This window comes from Streptomyces sp. 3214.6, from assembly GCF_900129855.1.
GTDB lineage: Bacteria > Actinomycetota > Actinomycetes > Streptomycetales > Streptomycetaceae > Streptomyces > Streptomyces soliscabiei.
This window is the reverse complement of record NZ_LT670819.1, coordinates 9,145,283-9,165,718: the sequence shown is the minus strand read 5'-3', so window position 1 is coordinate 9,165,718 and position 20,436 is coordinate 9,145,283. Positions and strand designations below refer to the sequence as shown.

Below are 20,436 nucleotides of genomic sequence, written 5' to 3'. Positions count from 1 at the left end.
GGAGCCTCAAGTGACCAGTGTCCGCGGTTACTTCCACCCCAAAGACGGCGAGCGGCGGCTCGTCGCTCATCCCCGCCCCGCCGTGGCGCTACTCCGGCGACCTGCTCACCGTCGAATACCGCACGGATCCCTCACGGGTGCGTGAACTGCTGCCCGAGCCACTGGAGTTGGCCGAGGAGGACCCTGGCGCGGTGGCGTTGATCTGGGCCGACTGGCAGTCCTGTTCGGCGGAGGGATCCGAGCTGCTCGATCCTGTGCTGTCGCAGTACAAGGAGGCGTTCGCGGTCGTCCGGTGCTCGTACCGGGGCCAGACCTACTCGCGGTGTGTGTACATCTGGGTCGACAAGGACTTCGCCATCGCGCGGGGACTGCACCAGGGGTATCCGAAGAAGCTGGGGTCGATTCACCAGACCCGCCCTCATCCGTACGGCCCTGCCCCGCGCATCGAGGCGGGCGCCCGCTTCGGGGCGACGCTCGCCGCGGCGGACCGGCGGCTGGCCCAGGCCGTGGTCACCCTGCGGGAGCCGTCGGAGACGAACGGGTTCGTGAACGGTCACCCGATGGCGCACCACCGTTGGCTGCCGTCGATCGAGAAGGGGAAGGGGCCGGCCCTGGACGAGCTGATCGAGTCGGGGGCCGCCTCCTTCGAGGGCGGGCAGGCGTGGGCCGGCGACGCCGAGCTGGAGCTGTTCGAGGCGCCCACCGAGGAACTGGCCCGCCTGGAGATCCGCGAACCGATCGCCGCGTACTACCGGCAGGTCGGCGTCGTCTGGGACGGCGGACGACTGCTGGAGTCCGGCACGTCCGGCGCCGAATGACCCCCCTACGCATCGAAGCACCTGGAGACCGGACATGACCGAGCACACCCTCACGGTGGCCGGTGTCGCCGTCGACACCCGCCACTGGATCGGCGGCGAGCGCGTCGCCTCCGCCGAAACGTTCACCGATGTCTCGCCCGTCGACGGCGCCGTCCTCGGGGAGATCGCCCGGGGCGGACCCGCCGAGGCCGAGGCCGCTGTCGCAGCCGCCAAAGCGGCGTTTCCCGAGTGGGCCGGCACCTCCCGTGCCGCCCGCGCCCGGGTGCTGCACGCCATCGCCGACGGTGTCGAGAAGCGGCTCGAAGAGCTCGCCATCGTCGAGACCACCGACAACGGCGCCCTGCTGCGGTCCCACCGCCGGGGTGTCATGCCCCGGGTCGCGCACAACTTCCGTTTCTTCGCGGACTGGTTGCTCTCGCTCGATCACGACGACTTCGAGACGCGCGGGCACACCCGGCTGGAGCTGAACGAGGGCAAGGAGATCACCCTCGTCACCGGCCTGCACCAGCTGCGCGAGGAGGTCTTCGAGCGCGACGACTACGACACCGTCGTCGTCCTCGACTCCCACTGGGCGACGACGGTCGAGTTCGTCGTCACCGCGCAAGCGCGCCGAGCCGGCCTGTTCACGTCCGAGGAGCTCCCGCGCGGCATGTGCCGGATGCCCTACGACTTCCCCGGTGATCCCGAACTCGCCCACAACATCGCGAAGTTCGCCGACCGGCACGGCACCTGGATCACCCCCATCGAGGACGACTACCTACCGATCTACTACGCCACCGTCAACCTCTGGAAGTTCCTCGGCGAGGGGCTGCCGGACAAGCGGTGGGTGACCATCGGCGTCTGCCAGACCGGCGACATGGAGGACCATCTGCGGCTCGGCCGGGCGCTCGCCGACGGCATCGCGGCCACCCCGGGGCGGCGCGTCCTGCTGATCGCCTCCGGCGCCCTGTCGCACACCTTCGAGCTGTCCCGGATCCTCCCCCAGGACGCCGACCGCGCCCTGACCCGGCTGGTTTTCGCCGCTCTGGACGGGCTCGTCCTGCACCAGCTCGTCTTCGGCGAGCCCGAGGTCACCGACGAGGCCGTCGACGAGCTGCACCGGCTGATCCGCCTGCTCAAGGCCGACAGGGCAGAAAGGGCCGACGACGGCACCGGCTCGCCGTCGGAGCACTGACCGGCCCGCGATCGTCCGCAGCCGCCCCTTTCCGTCCGAATCCGTCACATCCTCGGGCACATCTTGCGCGCACCCCCTTGCCAAACGGATAGTTCCAGCCCACCATGAGGCAACTCGTTTGGCCTGAAACGACATCCCCTCTTCGCTCTCAGGCAGGTGATCCGCGTGGACAGTCAGACGGCGGTCAGAAACCAGACCGCAACCGACGCCTCCACCGCAGGCAGGCTCAAGCCCAACTCGCTCGGCGTGCTGGGCATCCTCTTCTTCGTCCTCTCCGCCCAGGCGCCCCTCACCGGCATCGCGGGCGCGGTCCCCATCTCGGTGGCCCTCGGCAACGGCCCCGCCGCCCCCGCCGCATACGTGGTCGCCGGCGCGATCACCCTGCTGTTCTCGGTCGGCTTCGTGGCCATGGGTCGCCACGTGGTGAACGCCGGCGCCTTCTACACCTACATAGGCAAGGGTCTCGGCCGCTCCCTCGGCGCCGGCAGCGCCGGGATCGCGCTCTTCTCCTACTGCGCCATCCAGGCCGCCATGTACGGGCTGTACGGAGCGACCGTGAGCGGCCTGCTGGCGGCCCACACCGGGGCGGACCTGCCCTGGTGGGCGTGTTCGCTGGTCACCATGGCGATCGTGCAGGTCCTGGGCGGTGCCGGCATCGAGATGGGCGCCAAGGTGCTGGCGGTCTTCGTACTGGCCGAGTTCAGCATCCTGGCCGCCTTCTCCCTGGTCACCCTTCTCAAGGGCGGCGGGCCCGAAGGGCTCGGGATCGCCGAGTCGTTCTCGCCGGGCGCCGCCCTGAAGGGAGCGCCGGGCGTGGCGCTGATGTTCTCCGTGGCGTCGATGGTCGGCTTCGAGGCGACCGCGATCTACGGCGAGGAGGCGCGCGAGCCCCGCAGGACGGTGCCCCGGGCCACCTATCTGGCCGTCGCCCTGGTCACCGGGTTCTTCGCCTTCACCTCCTGGATGCTGATCTCCGCCCACGGCGCCTCGAAGGCCACCTCGGCGGCCGGGCAGGCGCTGGCGAGCGGCGACTCCACGGGCTTCGTCTTCGCGCCGATCGCCGACCTGTTCGGCGGCTGGGTGAACGACGTCCTGCCGGTCCTGCTGGCCACCTCGCTCTTCGCCGGCGTCCTCGCCTTCCACAACTCCGCCAACCGCTACCTGTTCTCCCTCGGCCGCGACGGACTGCTGCCGCACAGGCTGACGTCGCTCAACCGCCGCCACTCCCCCGGCGTGGCGGGCTGTGTCCAGACGGCCGTCGCCGTCGCGCTCGTCCTCCCCTTCGCGTTGGCCGGCAAGGATCCGGTCCTGACGCTGTTCTCCTGGGGCAGCGGCGTGGCCGTCCTCGGGATCATGCTGCTGTACTTCCTGACCTCGGTCTCCGTGGTCGCCTTCTTCCGGCGCGAGCGCCTGGACCCGCGACCGTGGAACACGCTGATCGCCCCGGTACTGGGCGCGCTCGGCATCGTCGGCGCGATCTGGCTGGTCGTGGAGAACTTCACCACGCTCATCGGCGGAGAGCGCTCCACCGCCCTCTGGCTGGAGCTCACCGTCCCGACGGTCCTGGTCGCCGGAGTGCTCACGGCCCGACTGACCCGCAGGCCGACCGCCGACAGCTGAGGCACACCGGCCGTGCGGCCTGGTCCCCCACCGGGCCGCACGGCAACGCACCTGCCCGGCGGTGAAGTCGCGTCCGCGCTCCGCGCTCCGTGAGCCGGTCGCCGGTCGCCGGTCGCCGACCAGGCCCGGCTCGATCGCGCGGTCTTGTGAAGGACCCTTCGAATCCATATCGTTTGAGATCAAATGACTCTCCTGTGAAGGGAAGACCAGGCATGCCGGACCTCACCCACGACGAGTGGCTGCACCGCGCCAAGACCTTCGAGCTGTCCGGCGCCCACCACATCGACGGCACCGACGAGGGCGGCGGCGGAGCCGTGTTCGCGGCCGTCTCGCCCCGGGACGGCCAGGTGGTCGCCCAGGTCGCCGACGGCGGCGCGGCCGAGGTGGACGCCGCTGTGGCGGCTGCCCGCCGGGCCTTCGACACCGGCCCCTGGCCACGCCTCGCACCGGCCGAACGCGGCCGGACGCTGATCCGGATCGCCGAGCTGTTCGAGGAACGGAGGGAGGAACTCGCGCTCGCCGTCACGCTGGAGATGGGCAAGCCCGTCACCGACGCGTACGCGATCGAACTGCGGGCCCTCATCAACACCTTCCGCTGGTACGGGCAGTTGGCCGACAAGTTCACCGACGACTCCCCGCACACCGCTCCCGACGCGCTCGCCCTCGTCACGCGGGAGCCGACCGGAGTCGTCGGCGCGGTCGTGCCCTGGAACTTCCCGCTCACGCTGGCGGGCTGGAAGATCGCCCCGGCGCTGGCGGCCGGCTGCACGGTCGTGCTCAAGCCGTCGGAGAACTCGCCGCTGTCCGCCCTCCTGCTGGGCCGGATCGCCACCGAGGCCGGGCTGCCGCCGGGCGTGCTCAACGTGGTCAACGGCGACGGGCCGGTGGCCGGCCGGGCTCTCGGTCTGCACCCCGACGTGGACGTGCTGGCCTTCACCGGCTCCGCCGCCGTCGGTCGGCAATTCCTGCGCTACGCGGCCGACTCGAACCTGAAGCGCGTCTGGCTGGAGCTGGGCGGCAAGTCACCGAACATCGTCCTGCCCGACGCCCCCGACCTGGAGCAGGCCGCCGCCACCGCCGCCTGGGGCATCTTCTTCAACCAGGGCGAGATGTGCACCGCCCCCTCCCGACTGCTGGTGCACTCCTCCATCGCCGAACGCGTCACCGAAGCCGTCGTCGCCCGGGCCCGGGAGCTGCGCGTCGGCGACCCGCTCGACCCGGCCACCGAGATGGGCGCACTGGTCGGCGCGGCCCACCTGGAGCGCGTGCACGGCCACGTCCGGACCGGGCTCGCCGAGGGCGCCCGGCTCCGGACCGGCGGCAAGCGCGTTCTCGCCGACACGGGCGGCAGCTACCTGGAGCCGACCGTCTTCGACCACGTGGACCCCGGCATGCGGCTGGCCCGGGAGGAGATCTTCGGGCCCGTGCTGTCGGTGCTCTCCTTCGACGACGTCGACGAGGCGGTCCGACTGGCCAACGCCACCGAGTACGGGCTCGCCGCCGGCCTGTGGACCTCCGACCTGTCCACCGCGCACCGGGTTGCGCGGGCGCTGAAGGCCGGCACGGTGTGGGTCAACTGCTACGAGGAGGGCGACCTGACGGTCCCCTTCGGCGGCATGAAGCAGTCGGGCAACGGTCGCGACAAGTCCGTCCACGCCGTGGAGAAGTACACCGAGCTCAAGACCACCTGGATCCAGCTGTGACCCGACCCCTGATAGCGATCCCCGCCCGCTTCGCCGCCACCACCTCGGCCCTGCGCTACGCGGCCGAGGTCAACGCCCGCGCCCTGCTGGAAGCGGTGTGGCGGGCGGGCGGGGAACCGGTCGGCATCCATCCGGTCGACACCGACGTCGCCCGGCGGCTCACGCGCTTCGACGGCGTCGTCCTCCCCGGCGGCGGCGACCTCTCCCCGCACCGCTACGGCGCCGCCGCCGCTCACCGGAGCGTCTACGACGTCGACGACCTCCAGGACGCCTTCGACCTCGAAGTCGCCCGCCGCACCCTGGAGTCGGGCCTGCCCCTGCTCGCGGTGTGCCGGGGCCTACAGGTCGTCAACGTCGCCCTCGGCGGCACTCTGGAGCAGGACATGGGTGGTCCGGAGCTCGAACACCGGCACGTCGTGCACCCGGTGGAGATCCGCCGCGGCACCCTGCTGGAGCAGACCATGGGCGTGGAAAAAGCGGAGGCCTCCTGCTACCACCACCAGCGGGTCGACCTCCCGGGCCGCGGCCTGGACATCACCGCCCGAGCCGCCGACGGTACCGTCGAGGCCCTCGAACTCCCGGGCGCCCGTGGCTGGTTCACCGCCGTCCAATGGCACCCTGAGGACACGGCCCACGAGGACCCGGCCCAACAGCGACTCTTCGACGCCCTGGTCCAAGCGGCCCACGACGGCCGCTGAGGCGGAGAGGCCAAGAGCCGGAGCCCGGACCGGCAAGGGGCTTGTGGGTCAGGACTTCGGGCGGCGGCCGCTGCGGCGGGGGGCCGGGGTGGCGCCGTCGAGAAGGGTGGTGCGGCGTTCCTCGCCCTCCTCCTCGACCTGGCGGACGACGCGGCGCAGCCCGTCGGCGACGGTCCGGCACTCCTCGTCGCTGAGGCGGCTCGCCACGAAGGCCTCCTCCTCGTTGAAGGCCGGGAACAGCCGCCGCATCAGCGCCTCCCCCTCCTCGGTGAGGCTCAGCAGGACCAGCCTGCCGTCGGCGGGGTGCCCGGCCCGCCGGACGAGCCCCCGCCCCTCCAGCGTCCGCGACACGCCGGTGAGCGTGCCCTTGGAGATCCCGGCCTCCTCCGCGACGTGCCGCGTCTCCGACTCGCCCCACACCCACACCACCCACAGCACGACGAATGCCGTCCACGTCAGGTCGGAGCCGCGCAGCACGGAGTTCTCCAGGTGCTGCCGTACCGCCGAGGCGGCGCGGTAGATGTTGGCGACGACGGCCATCTGCTCCCGCCGCAGCGCAATCCCCCCGAGTTTGGCCTCGGCGAGCTTCTCGGCTTCGGCGATGGATCGCTGGCCGGGCATCGGCACACTCCTTCGGCCACCTGGTACGTGGATCGTCGTGTTGTTCGGACTCAAATTGTACGAAACGACAGGGCCACGGGCAGGACGCCGCCGGACACTGGGCTCCCTCTCACGCGGTGGGCAGCTGTTCCGGGATGCCCGCGGGCGCCGAAAGGCCCGGGCGTCGCGCGCCGCCATCCGTACGAATACCGACCGGGTGACGGGCCGGACGGCCGTCGGCGGGCATCCGGTCGCAAAACGGTGAACGACTTGTCGGGCCGCCCGCAGCGCCGGACCGTCAGGGGTCAAACGACATTCCTGGTCGTGGGCCCACGGAGGCGCGCATGGTCAGCCACCAGCAGCTCGCGGTGGCCGCCCGCATCGGCAGCTCACCCGCGAACGCGACACCGTCGCGCGGGTAGGGCTGCCGAGGCCCACGACCGAGCACCTGAAGCACTTCGTGGAGCGGATCCCGCCCAGCTGAGATCCGGCCCGCAGCTCAGGCGCCCGCGGGCCGCACCGCGAGGTCGGCGGCCCAGAACGTGCCGTCCGGGTAACGGAATTCGGCGAGGGACTCGGGGTACATGGCGGCGGAGAAGCCGGGGGTGAGCGGGGCCGTGTAGTGGCCGTCGCGCATCACCACCGGTGCGGTGAAGTGTTCGTGGAGGTGGTCGACGTACTCGATGACCCGGTTCTCGGTGGTCCCGGACACGGCCAGGTAGTCGAACATCGCCAGATGCTGGACGAGTTCGCACAGGCCGACACCGCCGGCGTGCGGGCACACCGGCACCCCGAACTTGGCGGCGAGCAGCAGGATCGCGAGGTTCTCGTTGACGCCGCCGACCCGGGCCGCGTCGATCTGCAGGACGTCGAGGGCGCCGGCCTGGAGCAGCTGTTTGAAGACGACGCGGTTCTGGACGTGTTCGCCGGTGGCGACCTTCACCGGCGCGACCGCCTCGCGGACGGCCGCGTGGCCGAGGATGTCGTCCGGGCTGGTGGGTTCCTCGATCCAGTACGGCCCGAACTCGGCGAGGGCGCGGGTCCATGAGACGGCCTCGCCGATGTTCCAGCGCTGGTTGGCGTCGACGGCGATGCGCACCCCGGGACCGACGGCTGCGCGGGCCGTGCGCAGTCGGCGGAGGTCGTCGTCGAGGTCGGCGCCCACCTTGAGCTTGATCTGGGTGAAGCCGTCCGAGACGGCCTGCTTGGCGAGCCGGGTGAGCTTCTCGTCGGAGTAGCCGAGCCAACCCGGCGAGGTGGTGTAGCCGGGGTAGCCGCGCTCCAGCAGGGCCGTCTCGCGCTCCGCAAGCCCGCCTTGCCCGTCCCGCAGCAGGCTGAGGGCCTCCAGCGGAGTAAGGGCGTCGGCGATGTAACGGAAGTCGACCTGGGAGACCAGCCACTCGGGGTCGGCGTGGGCGAGCAGCCGCCACAGCGGCTGTCCGGCGCGTTTGGCGGCCAGGTCCCACACCGCGTTGAGCACCGCGCCGACAGCCATGTGCATCACCCCCTTCTCGGGGCCGAGCCAGCGCAGTTGGCTGTCGCCGATCAGGTCGCGGCTCAGGGAGCCCGGGTCGGCACACAGTTCGTCCACCGACCGCCCGAGGACATGCGGACGCAGGGCCGCGATCGCGGCGACCTGTACGTCGTTGCCGCGTCCGATGGTGAAGGTGAAGCCATGGCCTTCGAGCCCGTCGCCGGCGTCGGTCCGCAGCACGACGTACGCGGCGGAGTAGTCGGGATCCGGGTTCATCGCGTCGGAGCCGTCCAGCTCCCGCGAGGTCGGGAAGCGGATGTCGTGGGTGTCCACCGCGATGATCCGGTCGGGGGTTGCGGTCAAGGGGTGCCTCTCTTGGCTTGACAGCACTCATTCATCGGAGGTCGGAGGAATGACAGAACTGCGACTTTAGGGGCAGTGCGACTCCGTGACAACACTCCAAGAAGCCCACGGATTCGGTTGAGGACGACCCCTTGTCAGCGCAGGGAACGCCGTCGTAACGTCCTCGGCGTTCCGAGATACATCGGAGGAATCACCCCGCGCGGCTCCCAGTCCTGGCTAAGGAGATAACCCGGCCATGAAGCTCGCTCGCACCCGCTCCACCGCCGCAGCCGTCACTGCCGTCCTCGCGGCGATGTCGCTCGCCACCGCGTGCAACCGTGAGAGTGCCGACGCGGTCGGCTCCGGCAGTGACAAGCCGGCCATCGGGATCGACCTGCCGCGTTCCGACTCCGACTTCTGGAACTCCTACGCCCAGTACCTGAAGAAGGACATCAAGTCGGACGGCGTCAACGCGCTGCCGCTGAGCAACTCGCAGAACGACGTCACCAAGCTGGTGGCCAATGTACAGGTGTTCGAGAACACGGGTGCCAAGGCGGTCGTCATGGCGCCGCAGGACACCGGTGCCATCGCCTCCACGCTGGACACCCTGGCGTCGAAGAAGATCCCGGTGGTCAGTGTCGACACCCGTCCCGACAAGGGCGACGTCTACATGGTGGTCCGCGCCGACAACCGGGCGTACGGCACGAAGGCGTGCGAGTTCCTCGGCAAGCAGCTGGGCGGGAAGGGCAAGGTGGCCGAGCTGCAGGGCGCCCTGGACTCCATCAACGGGCGCGACCGCTCCGAGGCGTTCGCCGCGTGCATGAAGCAGAAGTTCCCCGGCATCAAGGTGTTCGAGCTGCCCACCGACTGGAAGGGCGACGTGGCCTCCGCCAAGCTGCAGTCGCTGCTGGCCCAGCACCCGGACCTGAACGGCATCTACATGCAGGCCGGCGGCGTCTTCCTGCAGCCCACCCTCGCACTGCTGGAGCAGAAGAAGCTGCTCAAGCCGGCCGGCCGGCCGGGGCACATCTCGATCATCTCCAACGACGGCATCCCGCAGGAGTTCGACGCCATCCGCAAGGGCCAGATCGACGCCACCGTCTCCCAGCCCGCCGACCTCTACGCCAAGTACGCGCTGTACTACGCGAAGGCCGCCGCCGAGGGCAAGACCTTCAAGCCGGGTGCGACCGACCACGGCTCCACCATCGTCAAGATCCCGAACGGCCTGGAGGACCAGCTGCCGGCGCCGCTGGTCACCAAGGACAACGTGGACGACAAGACCCTGTGGGGCAACACCGTCGGGCAGTGACCGACCGGCCCGCCGACAGCGCCCGCACCCCTGGAAGGACGGTATCTCCATGGCGGACACCGCGACCGCGCCCCGGCCGGCGGACGGCGGCGGCCCCACACCGGTGGCCGAGGCCGTCGGGGTCGGCAAGAGGTTCGGCGCCACCGTGGCGCTGCGCGACGCCCGTATCGCCGTCGCCCCCGGCGAGTCGCACGCGCTGGTGGGCCGCAACGGCGCCGGCAAGTCGACGCTCGTGTCCCTGCTGACCGGACTGCGCCGGCCCGACGCCGGCACGCTGCGCTTCAACGGCGAACCCGCGCCGCCCGTCGGCGACATCGACGCCTGGCGCTCCCGCGTCGCCTGCGTCTACCAGCAGTCCACGATCATCCAGGACCTGACCGTCGCCGAGAACCTCTTCCTCAACCGGCAGAGCGCGAGCCCGCTCCAGCCCATCCGCTGGAAGCAGTTGCGCCGCCGGGCCGAGGAACTCCTCGGCGAGTACGGCGTGGACATCGACGCCAATGCCCGAGCTCGTGAACTCACCGTGGAACAGCGGCAGTTCGTGGAGATCGCCCGCGCCCTGTCGTTCGGCGCGCGCTTCATCATCCTCGACGAGCCGACCGCGAAGCTCGACGCCCGCGGCATCGGCAGACTCTTCGACAAACTGCGCGACCTCCAGGGTCAGGGCGTCGCCTTCCTCTACATCTCCCACCACCTGCAAGAGGTGTACGACCTCTGCACCACGGTCACCGTCTACCGCGACGCGACCCACATCCTCACCGCGCCCGTGGCCGAGGTCGATCACCAGGCCCTGGTGGAGGCCATGACCGGGGAGACGACCGCCACCGCCGCCGGCGCCCCGGCGGACGACGGCCGGGCCGCCGGGCAGAGGGGATCGGACGGATCGGACGGATCGGACGAGCGTCCCGAGCTGCTGGTGATCGAGGGCCTCACGCTCCCCGGGGCCTGCCACGGTCTGTCCCTGTCGGTCCGCTCAGGCGAGGTGGTCGGGCTGGCCGGAGCGGCGGCCAGCGGCAATGTGCGGGTGGGTGAGGCCGTCGCCGGTCTGCACCGCGCCGAGGAGGGCCGGATAGCGGTCGGCGGCCGTCCCGTACGCACCGGCAGCGTTCCGGCGGCGCTGGCCGCGGGCGTGGGGCTGGTCCCGGAGGACCGTCATCTCCAGGGCCTGGTCAACAACCGCAGTGTGGCGGAGAACGCGACGCTCACCGTCACCGGCCAACTGGGCCCGTTCGGCACGGTGTTGCCCGCCCGGACCAGGGTCTTCGCCCAGCGCATGATCCGGGACCTCGACATCAAGACGCCGGGTGCGGCCACCCCGGTCTCCGCCCTGTCCGGCGGCAACCAGCAGAAGGTCGTCGTCGCCCGCGCCCTGGCCACCGACCCGCGTGTCCTGGTCGCCGTCCGGCCCACCAACGGGGTGGACGTCAAGTCCAAGGAGTTCCTGCTGCGCCGCATCCGCGAGGTCGCGGACGGCGGGAAGGCCGCGCTGATCGTCTCCGACGAGCTGGACGACCTGCGGGTGTGCGACCGGGTCGTGGTGATGTTCCACGGCCGGGCGGTCGCCGAGTTCGCCCCCGGCTGGCGGGACGAGCACGTGGTCGCCGCCATGGAGGGCGTGGCCGACAGGACCGACCCACCCGGTGCCGGCGCGGCACCCGACCCCGACCCCGACCCCGACGAGGCTCCCGACACCGACGAGGACGAAAGGTAGTCATGTCCGCCACCACTGATGTCACCGACCCCGCAGCGGGCGTGGCGCAGAAGCCCGCCGAGGACACCGGGCGCGGCCTCGACCTCGGCCGGTTCCGTGAGCTGTCCCTGATCCCGGCGATCCTGGTCCTGATGCTGATCGGGTTCATCGTCTCGCCGGCCTTCCTGACCTCCGACAACCTCATCGGCGTGGCCCAGCAGTCCACCGAGCTGAGCCTGCTCGTCCTCGCCACCGCGCTGATCCTGATCTCCGGGCGGATGGACCTGTCCCTGGAGTCCACCATCGGGGTGGCCCCGGTCATCGCCGTCTGGCTCGTGCTGCCCACGAGCGGCGCCCGGTTCACGGGCCTCGGGCTGCTCCCCGAGTGGACGGCCGTCCCGCTGTGTCTGCTGGTGGGAATGGTGATCGGCGCCGTCAACGGCTTCCTCATCCTGAAACTGCGGCTCAACGGCTTCATCGTCACCCTCGGCATGCTGACGATGCTGCGCGGCCTCCAAGTCGCCTTGTCCGAGGGCCAGTCCATCGTCGAACTGCCCTCTTCCTTCACCTACCTGGGCAAGGCGTCCTGGTGGGGGGCGCCCGCGGCGATCTGGATCTGTGTGCTGCTGTTCGCTCTCGGCAGCTCCGCGCTGGCCTGGCTGCGGCACGGACGGGCGCTGTACGCGATCGGCGGCAATCCGGAGGCGGCGCGCACCGCGGGCATCCGCGTCGACCGGATCGTCTGGGTCGTCCTCATCCTCGGCAGCCTGCTCGCCGCGTTCGCCGGCATCCTCTACAGCGGTCACTACGGTTCCATCTCCGCCACCCAGGGCAGCGGCTGGATCTTCCAGGTCTTCGCCGCGACCGTCATCGGCGGGGTCAGTCTCAACGGCGGCAAGGGCTCCGTGTTCGGCGCCCTCACCGGCGTGCTCACCCTGCAGCTGGTCGTCAACGTGATGACGCTGGCGGGCGTGCCGCCGCTGTGGAACCAGTTCCTCAACGGCGCGATCATCATCGTCGCCCTGATCATCTCCCGCTTCGCCTCCGGCGAGAAGCAGGAGTAGCCGCACAGAGAGGCACGCTCGTGGCACTGACGGACGAGGCCATGGACAAGATCAAGGCGATGATCGTGGCGGGCGACCTCGCGCCGGGTTCCCGCCTGCCCAGGGAGGACCTCCTCGCCGGACAGCTCGGTCTGTCCCGCAGCTCGCTGCGCGAGGCGGTGCGGGCGCTGACCGCGATGCGGATCCTGGTCGCCCGGCAGGGGGACGGCACCTACGTGTCGAGCCTGGAGCCCCATCTGCTGCTGGAGGCGCTCTCCTTCGCCTCGGACGTCTCCCAGGGGCAGACGGCACTGCAACTGCTCGAGGTGCGCAGGCTGTTGGAGCCGCAGGCGACCGGGCTGGCCGCCGCGCTGCTCGCACCCGATGACCTCGACGAGCTGGCCGCCGTCCTACGCCGGTCCCGGGCCGCCGCGACGGTCGAGGAGTTCGTGGGTCACGACATCGCGTTCCATCTGCGGATCGTCGAGGCCGTCGGCAATCCGGTGCTGTCGATGCTGCTGCGCGTGCTCTCCACCCGCACCCAGCGGGTCCGGATCGTCCGCGGCACCCGGACCGAGCGAGCCGTGGAGCACGCGCACCGGGAGCACGACGAGATCCTGCGCGCGTTGCGGGCGGGCGACGCCCCGTTGGCCGTCTCGACCGCGACGGTCCATATCGCTGCTGTGGAGCAGTGGTTGGCGGCCGACCTCGTCGACGATCCTCTTTGCGCACTCGACGGCTGACCGGACGGGAATGCGCGGGTGAAGTCCGGGGATTCGCTTGGCTGTTCCGTGACGGGCATGTGTGGATGTTGTAGTAGCCGGTCATCGGCGGCGGCCTATAAGCCTTTCGGTACTGATTCGATCCGCCGCCGCATCCGAAGGCAGGCTTGCGGCGATATCTGCGGTGCAGTAACTACGTGAATCATGAACCTGTTCACCCGCGGCGCCTCTCTCCGGCGCTCGGCACCCCCCACTGCTCCGCAACGCCCCGCCGACTCACCCGCTTTCCCCTCCGCCGGCCTGCCCGATCCCGCCCTGGCGGCGCTGACCGGCGACTGGATGATCGACCCCGCGCACAGCCGCATCGGCTTCTCCGTCCGGCACGCCCTGGTGACGACGGTGCGCGGCGCCTTCACACAGTACGAGAGCCGGCTCTATTTCGACGGGCGCAACCCGGCCCGCTCACGGGCCGAGATCCTGCTGTCCACCGCGAGCGTCGACACCGGTGTGGAGCAGCGCGACGCCCACCTGGTGGGCCGTGACTTCCTGGACGCGGCGACCTATCCCCGTATGCGATTCGCGAGTACGGCCGTTCAACTCGCGGGTCCGGACGTCTACCGCATGACCGGCGATCTCACCATCAGGGAAACCACTCGTCCCGTGGTACTGGAACTCACCTACATAGGCCATGTCACCGACCCGTTCGGCTATGAGCGGGCCGGTTTCGACGGCACCACCACCATCAATCGCTCCGAATGGGGTCTGACGTACAACGCACGGCTTGCGGAGGGCGGCGCCATGGTGAGTGAGAAGGTGCGTCTCCAATTCGACATCGCCGCCATTCGCACCACCGCCGCCGGCTGACGCCCGCAGCGGTCGCGGCCCGCACGGCGTACCCCCCAAAGTGCTCCGTGTGTGGTCAGCCCGTACTTCAGGCAGAAGGCGTGGTCTCGAACCACGTGGGTTCGTCGGAGAGCGCCTGCTTGATGCGGAACAGCTGATCTTCGTGCATGGGCGGCAGGGCGTCCACCGCGAACCAGCCCACCGCGACGGACTCGTCGTCGTTGACCCGTGCCTCACCGCCGACGGCCCGGCAGCGCAGCGTGACGTCCATGAACTGGCACTTGTCGCCGTTCGGATACTCCACCTCCCGCCCCGTGCGGACCAGGACGACCCGCTCGGGGACGCAGTGCACGCCGGCCTCCTCGTACACCTCCCGCACGGCGCAGTCGGCGGGCTGCTCCCCGGGGTCCGGGATACCGGTGATCACGGTCCACTGGTGGTTGTCCGCGCGCTGCCCGAGCAGCACCCGGCCCTCCTCGTCGAAGACGACGGCGCTGACGCCGGGGAGCCAGAGCAACTGGTGGCCCGCGGAGGCCCGGATCTCGGTGATGAAGTCAGGAGTCGGCATGGGCCGACCCTACCGGGGCGCCCTGAACCCCGGGCGCCCTGAACCCGGGCGTTCTGACCGGCTCGTCGTCCGTCCTTCGTCGGTCCGCTGTCAGTCCGCGGTCCGTCGTCGTCAGGTCGTCGCGCTCCGTCGGGCCCGCAGCCCGGCGCCGATCGCCCACCCCAGGCCGCACGCGGCGACGAGCACCAGGGCGATCTCGGGCAGGATGCCCAGCTTCGTCGCCGGCGTCTCCGAGGAGCGCAGGGGCACCTTCTGCACCAGCGAGTCCGCGACGAACATGCCGGTCTTCTGGGTGATCCTGCCGTCCGGCATGATGATCGCGCTGACGCCGCTGGTCACGGGCACCGTGACGGTCCGGCTGTGCTCGACGGCGCGGACGCGGGACATGGCGAGCTGCTGGTAGGTCATCTCGCTGCGGTCGAAGGTGGCGTTGTTGCTGGGCACGGAGATCATCTGCGCGCCGTGGGTGACCGTGTCGCGCACGGCCCAGTCGAAGGCCGCCTCGTAGCAGGTGGCGAGGCCGACCTTGGCGCCGTCCATGTCGAACACACCCGGCTTGCTGCCCCGGCTGAAGTCCTGGCGGACCATGGAGGTCCAGTTCTTGTTGATGGCGCCGATGAAGGAACGCAGCGGAAGGTACTCGCCGAACGGCTGGATCTGCCGCTTGTCGTACGTCTGGGTGGGTCCCTTCTCCGGGTCCCACAGGATCTGCTCGTTGTAGAGCTTGCCGTCCCGCCCGACGACCCCGCCGACCGAGATGGGCGCGCCGATCGCCTTGGCCGCGTTGTCGATCACGACGGCGGCGTCGGCGTAGGCGAAGGGGTCGATGTCGGAGGAGTTCTCGGGCCACAGCACCAAGTCGGGCTGTGGGACCTTGCCCGCCTTGACCTCGGCGGCCAGGCGTTGCGTCTCGCGCGCGTGGTAGTCGAGGACGGCCCGGCGCTGGGCGTTGAACTCCAGGCCGAGACGGGGCACGTTGCCCTGGATGAGGGCGACCGTCGCGGTGCCGTCCTGCGCCTTGTCGCTCACCAGCGAGCGTGCGGCGACGGCTCCGACGACCGGAACGGCCACGCTGAGCAGTGCCACGGCAGCGGCCGACCGCCGTACCTCACCTGTGCTGCGGCGCTCCAGGACGAGGCGCACGACCTCGTACAGGCCGAAACCGCACAGGACGACCGCGAAGCCGAGGACGGGAGTGCCGCCCAGTGCGGCGAGGGGCAGGAAGACGCCGTCCGCCTGGCCGAAGGCGATCTTGCCCCAGGGGAACCCACGGAAGGGCACACGCGCGCGTGCCGCCTCGCCGGCGATCCAGAGCGCGGCCGCCCACACCGGCCAGGCCGGCAGCTTCGACACGGCGGCGACGCCCACGCCGACCAGCGCGACGAAGACCGCCTCGATCGCCACCAGAGCGAGCCACGGGCCGGGGCCGACCTCGACGCCGGTCCACACCAGGAGCGGCAGCAGAAAGCCCAGGCCGAAGAGGTAGCCGAGGCCGAGCGCGGCCTTCCAGGTGCGCCCGCGCAGGACCCAGCCGAAGCCGGCGAAGGCCGGCAGCGCCAGCCACCACAGGGTGCGTGGCGGGAAACTGACGTAGAGCAGCACTCCGGAGAGCGCCGCGGCGGCGGCCGGGACGAGGCGCAGGAGCCGCGCGCCGCGCGAGGGCGGCGCGGTCTGGGGTTCCAGCTGGTCGGGCTGGCCCACGGGAGGTGCGGTGACGGTCACTCGGGGAGTGTACGGCGGGTGGCCTTTCGGCCGACAGCACGGTCCGCGGAGCGGGCCGGTGGGCTACGGCACGCCCCGGCCGTCGCCATGTGCCCCGGACGGCGCTCGATCACCGCACGCACCGGCGCACAACCCGGCGCAAGTCATCCACAAACCGCCCAACAGCCGTTACGGTGTGCCAGAGCTCCGGTCGTTCAGGCGTTCGGGGTCCGTCACGGTTCAGGTCCGTCACGGTCGGGGGGCGACCGGGTTCGGGGGGACGGGGTGGGTTCCACGGGGATGACGTCTGCGCCCGGCACGGCCGCGGACGGGGAGAGACGAAACGTTTCCGATGCGGCGGGGGTGGCCGTGTTCGGGGCCTGCGCCATCTGGTCCCTGATCACGGCCGCGGTGCACGGCGGCCGCCCCGAGGGCGTCCTGCTCGCGGTGCTGGCGCTGGCCGCCGGGTATGCGGCGGGCCGGATCTTCGGGGTGCTGCTGCCGGTCGCCGCGCCCTGCGTCGGGGCGCTGGCAGGGGTCGCCGTGACGGTGGCCCTGCCCCGGCTCGCGCCGGGACCCGAGATCGTCGAGCGGCTGGGCCACGCCGGTGCCACCGCCGCGCTGCTCACCCTGTCGGCCGGCGCCGCGTGCTGCGCCGCCCGGGCCACCCCGCTGCCCGCGCTGCGGTACGCGCTGTGGTTGCTTACCGGGGTGATCGCGGTCACCGGGGCTCTCCTGGGCTCGACCACGGCCGTGGTGACCTGTGGCGCGGTGCTGCTGTGCTCGCTGGCCGCCGGCCGGCTGCACCGCAGGGGACCGGGCCTGCTGGCGCTGGCCGGCGCCGCCTCCCTGGTGACGGGCCTGACCTGGGCCATCGCGGCGGACACCCTGCCCGCCGGTCTCACCGACGCCCTGCGCGACCGACTGACACCTCGCCGGGTCGACCTCTGGCACGACGCCCTGGGCATGGCCCGTGACGAGGCCGGACTCGGCGTGGGCCCCGGGCGCTTCGGAGAGCTGAGCACGACGGCGGCGCAGTCGCCCCTGTCCGACGGCAAGCCCCATTCCGCGCCGCTGCAGCTGGCGGCGGAGCAGGGCGTCGTCGGGGTGCTGCTGCTCGCCGCGTGCTTCTGCTGGGTGCTGTTCGCCCTGTGGCGCGCACCGCGCCCCACGCCGGTCGTCCTGACGGCGGGTGCCGCGCTCACGGCCCTCGCGGGCGTCGCCGCGATCGGCAACGCGCTGAGCTTCACCACGGTGTCGGTCGGCGCGGGGCTGCTGGCGGGCCTGGCCACGGCCCGACCGCTCACCGAGGAGGCCGCGGCGCCCGAGGCGTCGGTGGCGTACGAGAGGAACCTACGGCACGACGACCGACCGGCCGCCTGACAGCGCCACGACGCGGAGTGGGACGCCGGACGGCTGTCGGAGGGACGTCAGTGTGCCGCGCCCTCGGCGCCCGTCCGCAGCCGGGCCCTGATGACGCGTACGGCGGACTCCGCGTCGTCCACGGTGATCGTGAACGTGTGACCGTCCCACAGCCGCAGCACGACGCCCTCGCCACGGCGTACGACGACGGCGGTGCCCTTCTCGGGTCGCCAGCGATAGCCCCAGCCGCCCCAGTGTCGGGGGGTGACGAGCGGTTCGAAGTCGGCGCCGGCGACATGGGCCAGCGGGATGCGGCGGCGCGGCAGGCCGATGTGACCGCACCGTACTTCGAGGGACTCCCTGTCGAGCTTCAGGTCGACGTGGACGAAGGCGAGGGTGCCGAAGAGGACCAGCAACCCGGCGGCGATACAGCCGACGACGGCCATGGCGAGCGGGGCGATGCCGGACGTCCACGCCGAATCGACGGCGAGCTCGATGCCGAGCGCCATACAGGCGGCGCCCACGAGCGCGAGCAGCCATTGGAACCGGTTGGTGGCACGCCCGGTCCAGATGTCGGGGTGCGGGGCGTCACGATGCGGGACGTCGGGAAGCGGAGTGCTCTCGTCTTGGGGGTGGTCCCTCATATGCATGAGGTTACTCAGGTTTCGCTGCGCCGGTAGCACGTTGCGCACAGTGACTGCTCCGCCGGGGCGGCGAGCGGTCCGAGGGACGGCGTCGGCCGCCCGTCGGTCACTGCGCGGGACTGACGGCCTGGAGCAGACGGCCTTCCGCATACGCCAGGGCGGGCGCCGGGAGACCGCCCTGGCGGCCGCTGAGGATGACGGTCACCGTGCCCAGGGCTGTCGCCTCGGGTGCGGGGCGCGCCCCGATCCGGCGCAGCGCCTGGGCCGCCACGGCGCCGGCCGAACCGTGCAGGACGAGCGGCGGACGCCCGGGGCGCTGCACGGCGGCACGGATGCGGTCGGCGACCAGTTCGTAATGGGTGCAGCCCAGGACGACGGTGGTCACCTCGTCGGGGGTGAGCACGGCTGCCGCGGCGACCGCGGCGTCGATCGCCGCCTCGTCGGCGTGCTCCACGGCCTCGGCCAGTCCCCAGCAGGGCACCTCGGTGACCGGGACCCCGTCGGCGAAGTCCTTGATGAGGCCCCTCTGGTAGGGGCTGCCGGTGGTGGCGGGGGTGGCCCAGATAGCGACGGGACCGCCGCCGGCCGCGGCCGGCTTGATCGCCGGTACGGTGCCGATGACCGGGATGCCGGGTTCGAGGCGGGCGCGCAGGGCGGTCAGGGCGTGCACGGTCGCCGTGTTGCAGCCGACGATGAGGGCCTCGGGCCGGTGCGCGGCGGCGGCGTCGGCGACGGCCACGGCACGCTCGGTGAGGTCCTGCGGGGTGCGCGGGCCCCAGGGCATGCCGTCGGGGTCGAGGGAGAGCACGAGATCGGCGTCGGGCCGCAGACGCCGTACCGCGGCGGTGGCCGCCAGCAGACCGATTCCGGAGTCCATGAGCGCGATCTTCACCCGGCCACCATAGACGATGTGCTCTTGGCGCCCGGTCGGGTGGGGCAGACTGCGCGCGTGAGCGCCATCGAGTGGATCGCCGCCCTGTCCCTGGCCGCCTGGCTGTGGCTGCTGCTCTGTCAGGGCTTCTTCTGGCGCACGGATGTGCGACTGCCGGCTCGGGGAGAACCGGAGCGGTGGCCGTCGGTCGGTGTCGTCGTCCCCGCGCGCGACGAGGCGGCGGTGCTGCCCGCCAGCCTGCCCTCGCTGCTCGCACAGCAGTATCCAGGGCCGGCCGAGATCTTCCTCGTCGACGACGGCAGCTCGGACGGCACGGGCGATCTTGCGCGCGATCTCGCCAGGCGACTCGGCGGGCTCCCGTTGACGGTGGACTCGCCGGGTGAGCCGCCCGCGGGCTGGACCGGGAAGCTGTGGGCGGTGCGGCACGGGATCGCGCTGGCACGCGCGCGTGAACCGGAGTACCTCCTCCTGACAGACGCCGACATCGCGCACGCGCCCGACAGCTTGCGGGAGCTGGTGGCGGCTGCGCGCACCGGGGGTTTCGACGTCGTCTCCCAGATGGCCCGGCTGCGGGTGGAGAGCCGATGGGAGCGGCTGGTGGTACCTGCCTTCGTCTACTTCTTCGCGCAGCTCTACCCGTTCCGCCGGATCAGCCGACGAGGGGCGCGCACGGCGGCCGCGGCGGGCGGCTGCGTCCTGCTGCGCGCCGAGGCCGCCGAGCGGGCCCGGATCCCGGACGCCATCCGGCACGCCGTCATCGACGACGTGGCGCTCGCGCGCGCGGTGAAGGGCGGGGGCGGTCATGTCTGGCTGGGGCTGGCCGACCGTGTGGACAGTGTGCGCCCCTACCCGAGGCTGCACGACCTGTGGCGGATGGTCTCGCGCAGCGCCTACGCGCAACTGCGTCACAACCCGTTTCTGCTGGCCGGTACGGTGCTCGGCCTAGCCCTGGTGTACCTGGCGCCGCCGCTCGCCCTGCTCACCGGGCTCGCCGTCGGCAGTACGGCCGCGGCGGTGCTCGGCGGGCTGGCGTGGCTGGTGATGACGGGCACGTACGTCCCGATGCTGCGTTACTACGGTCAGCCGCTGTGGCTCGCTCCTTGGCTGCCGTTCACCGCGTTCCTCTATCTCCTGATGACGGTGGATTCCGCGGTGCAGCACTACCGGGGGCGCGGTGCGGCCTGGAAGGGCCGCACCTACGCACATCCGGACGCCGTGACCGACGAGGGCTGA

The 20,436-nt window shown here is 71.5% G+C and carries 17 protein-coding genes and 1 pseudogene; 12 read left to right on the top strand and 6 right to left on the bottom strand.

What is annotated here, in order from left to right:
- The first annotated feature begins 10 nt into the window (after positions 1-10).
- The 5 genes and pseudogenes from B5557_RS41485 (at position 11) to B5557_RS41465 (ending at position 6,013) form a co-directional block, all read left to right on the top strand.
- Positions 11-818 (top strand): annotated as a pseudogene (locus B5557_RS41485) (acetoacetate decarboxylase family protein).
- Positions 819-852: 34 nt separating this feature from the next.
- Positions 853-1,992, top strand: a complete 1,140-nt coding sequence (locus tag B5557_RS45545) for an aldehyde dehydrogenase family protein (RefSeq protein WP_231976163.1) — start codon at positions 853-855, stop codon at positions 1,990-1,992.
- A 165-nt stretch (positions 1,993-2,157) separates the two neighbouring features.
- A complete protein-coding gene (locus B5557_RS41475; RefSeq protein ID WP_079665265.1) occupies positions 2,158-3,612 on the top strand; it encodes an APC family permease in 1,455 nt (484 codons plus the stop codon).
- A 212-nt stretch (positions 3,613-3,824) separates the two neighbouring features.
- A complete protein-coding gene (locus B5557_RS41470; RefSeq protein WP_079664352.1) occupies positions 3,825-5,315 on the top strand; it encodes an aldehyde dehydrogenase in 1,491 nt (496 codons plus the stop codon).
- Entirely contained in the window at positions 5,312-6,013 is a 702-nt protein-coding gene (locus B5557_RS41465) for a gamma-glutamyl-gamma-aminobutyrate hydrolase family protein (protein WP_079664351.1), read from the top strand. The genes B5557_RS41470 and B5557_RS41465 overlap by 4 nt, the downstream gene beginning before the upstream one ends.
- A 48-nt stretch (positions 6,014-6,061) precedes the next feature.
- Here B5557_RS41465 and B5557_RS41460 read toward each other — a convergent pair whose 3' ends face one another.
- Together B5557_RS41460 and B5557_RS41455 are read right to left on the bottom strand one after the other, a co-directional pair.
- A complete protein-coding gene (locus B5557_RS41460; RefSeq protein WP_079664350.1) occupies positions 6,062-6,634 on the bottom strand; it encodes a MarR family winged helix-turn-helix transcriptional regulator in 573 nt (190 codons plus the stop codon).
- Positions 6,635-7,112: 478 nt separating this feature from the next.
- Positions 7,113-8,450 carry an enolase C-terminal domain-like protein gene (locus B5557_RS41455; protein WP_079664349.1) on the bottom strand — a complete coding sequence of 446 codons (1,338 nt, stop codon included), beginning with the start codon at positions 8,448-8,450 and terminating at the stop codon, positions 7,113-7,115.
- Between the two features lie 235 nt (positions 8,451-8,685).
- Between B5557_RS41455 and B5557_RS41450 the strand changes: the two genes are divergently transcribed.
- From B5557_RS41450 to B5557_RS41430, 5 genes are all read left to right on the top strand, one after another.
- Entirely contained in the window at positions 8,686-9,738 is a 1,053-nt protein-coding gene (locus B5557_RS41450) for a sugar ABC transporter substrate-binding protein (protein WP_079664348.1), read from the top strand.
- A 49-nt stretch (positions 9,739-9,787) separates the two neighbouring features.
- Complete coding sequence (locus tag B5557_RS41445) at positions 9,788-11,449, top strand: sugar ABC transporter ATP-binding protein (RefSeq protein ID WP_079664347.1); 1,662 nt, start codon at positions 9,788-9,790, stop codon at positions 11,447-11,449.
- 2 nt (positions 11,450-11,451) lie between these two features.
- On the top strand, positions 11,452-12,492 hold the full coding sequence (locus B5557_RS41440; protein ID WP_079664346.1) for an ABC transporter permease: 1,041 nt from the start codon (positions 11,452-11,454) through the stop codon (positions 12,490-12,492).
- Positions 12,493-12,512: 20 nt separating this feature from the next.
- Positions 12,513-13,214, top strand: coding sequence for a FadR/GntR family transcriptional regulator (locus tag B5557_RS41435; protein WP_079664345.1), 702 nt, complete (start codon positions 12,513-12,515; stop codon positions 13,212-13,214).
- A gap of 183 nt (positions 13,215-13,397) precedes the next feature.
- On the top strand, positions 13,398-14,057 hold the full coding sequence (locus B5557_RS41430; protein ID WP_079664344.1) for a YceI family protein: 660 nt from the start codon (positions 13,398-13,400) through the stop codon (positions 14,055-14,057).
- A gap of 67 nt (positions 14,058-14,124) precedes the next feature.
- Here the strand turns inward: B5557_RS41430 and B5557_RS41425 are convergent, their stop codons facing one another.
- Both B5557_RS41425 and lnt read right to left on the bottom strand, forming a co-directional pair.
- The gene (locus B5557_RS41425) at positions 14,125-14,604 is read right to left on the bottom strand and encodes an NUDIX hydrolase (protein WP_079664343.1); all 480 of its coding nucleotides are present in this window, start codon (positions 14,602-14,604) and stop codon (positions 14,125-14,127) included.
- Positions 14,605-14,715: 111 nt separating this feature from the next.
- A complete protein-coding gene (gene lnt / locus B5557_RS41420) occupies positions 14,716-16,326 on the bottom strand; it encodes an apolipoprotein N-acyltransferase (RefSeq protein ID WP_079664342.1) in 1,611 nt (536 codons plus the stop codon).
- A 279-nt stretch (positions 16,327-16,605) separates the two neighbouring features.
- Here lnt and B5557_RS41415 point away from each other — a divergent pair, with 279 nt between their 5' ends.
- Positions 16,606-17,688: an O-antigen ligase family protein gene (locus B5557_RS41415; RefSeq protein ID WP_079664341.1), complete on the top strand. Its 1,083-nt coding sequence runs from the start codon at positions 16,606-16,608 to the stop codon at positions 17,686-17,688.
- Positions 17,689-17,735: 47 nt separating this feature from the next.
- Here B5557_RS41415 and B5557_RS41410 read toward each other — a convergent pair whose 3' ends face one another.
- Complete coding sequence (locus B5557_RS41410; RefSeq protein WP_079664340.1) at positions 17,736-18,311, bottom strand: hypothetical protein; 576 nt, start codon at positions 18,309-18,311, stop codon at positions 17,736-17,738.
- A gap of 106 nt (positions 18,312-18,417) precedes the next feature.
- Positions 18,418-19,203: a glutamate racemase gene (locus B5557_RS41405; protein ID WP_079664339.1), complete on the bottom strand. Its 786-nt coding sequence runs from the start codon at positions 19,201-19,203 to the stop codon at positions 18,418-18,420.
- Between the two features lie 57 nt (positions 19,204-19,260).
- Between B5557_RS41405 and B5557_RS41400 the strand changes: the two genes are divergently transcribed.
- A complete protein-coding gene (locus B5557_RS41400) occupies positions 19,261-20,436 on the top strand; it encodes a glycosyltransferase (protein WP_173877791.1) in 1,176 nt (391 codons plus the stop codon).

Excerpts from the sequence above, each read along its gene's own strand:
- B5557_RS45545 (WP_231976163.1), top strand. The coding sequence starts at position 853 with ATGACCGAGCACACCCTCACGGTGGCCGGTGTCGCCGTCGACACCCGC.
- B5557_RS41470 (WP_079664352.1), top strand. The coding sequence starts at position 3,825 with ATGCCGGACCTCACCCACGACGAGTGGCTGCACCGCGCCAAGACCTTC.
- B5557_RS41460 (WP_079664350.1), bottom strand. The coding sequence starts at position 6,634 with ATGCCCGGCCAGCGATCCATCGCCGAAGCCGAGAAGCTCGCCGAGGCC.
- B5557_RS41450 (WP_079664348.1), top strand. The coding sequence starts at position 8,686 with ATGAAGCTCGCTCGCACCCGCTCCACCGCCGCAGCCGTCACTGCCGTC.
- B5557_RS41445 (WP_079664347.1), top strand. The coding sequence starts at position 9,788 with ATGGCGGACACCGCGACCGCGCCCCGGCCGGCGGACGGCGGCGGCCCC.
- B5557_RS41440 (WP_079664346.1), top strand. The coding sequence starts at position 11,452 with ATGTCCGCCACCACTGATGTCACCGACCCCGCAGCGGGCGTGGCGCAG.
- B5557_RS41430 (WP_079664344.1), top strand. The coding sequence starts at position 13,398 with ATGAACCTGTTCACCCGCGGCGCCTCTCTCCGGCGCTCGGCACCCCCC.
- B5557_RS41425 (WP_079664343.1), bottom strand. The coding sequence starts at position 14,604 with ATGCCGACTCCTGACTTCATCACCGAGATCCGGGCCTCCGCGGGCCAC.
- B5557_RS41415 (WP_079664341.1), top strand. The coding sequence starts at position 16,606 with ATGACGTCTGCGCCCGGCACGGCCGCGGACGGGGAGAGACGAAACGTT.
- B5557_RS41410 (WP_079664340.1), bottom strand. The coding sequence starts at position 18,311 with ATGAGGGACCACCCCCAAGACGAGAGCACTCCGCTTCCCGACGTCCCG.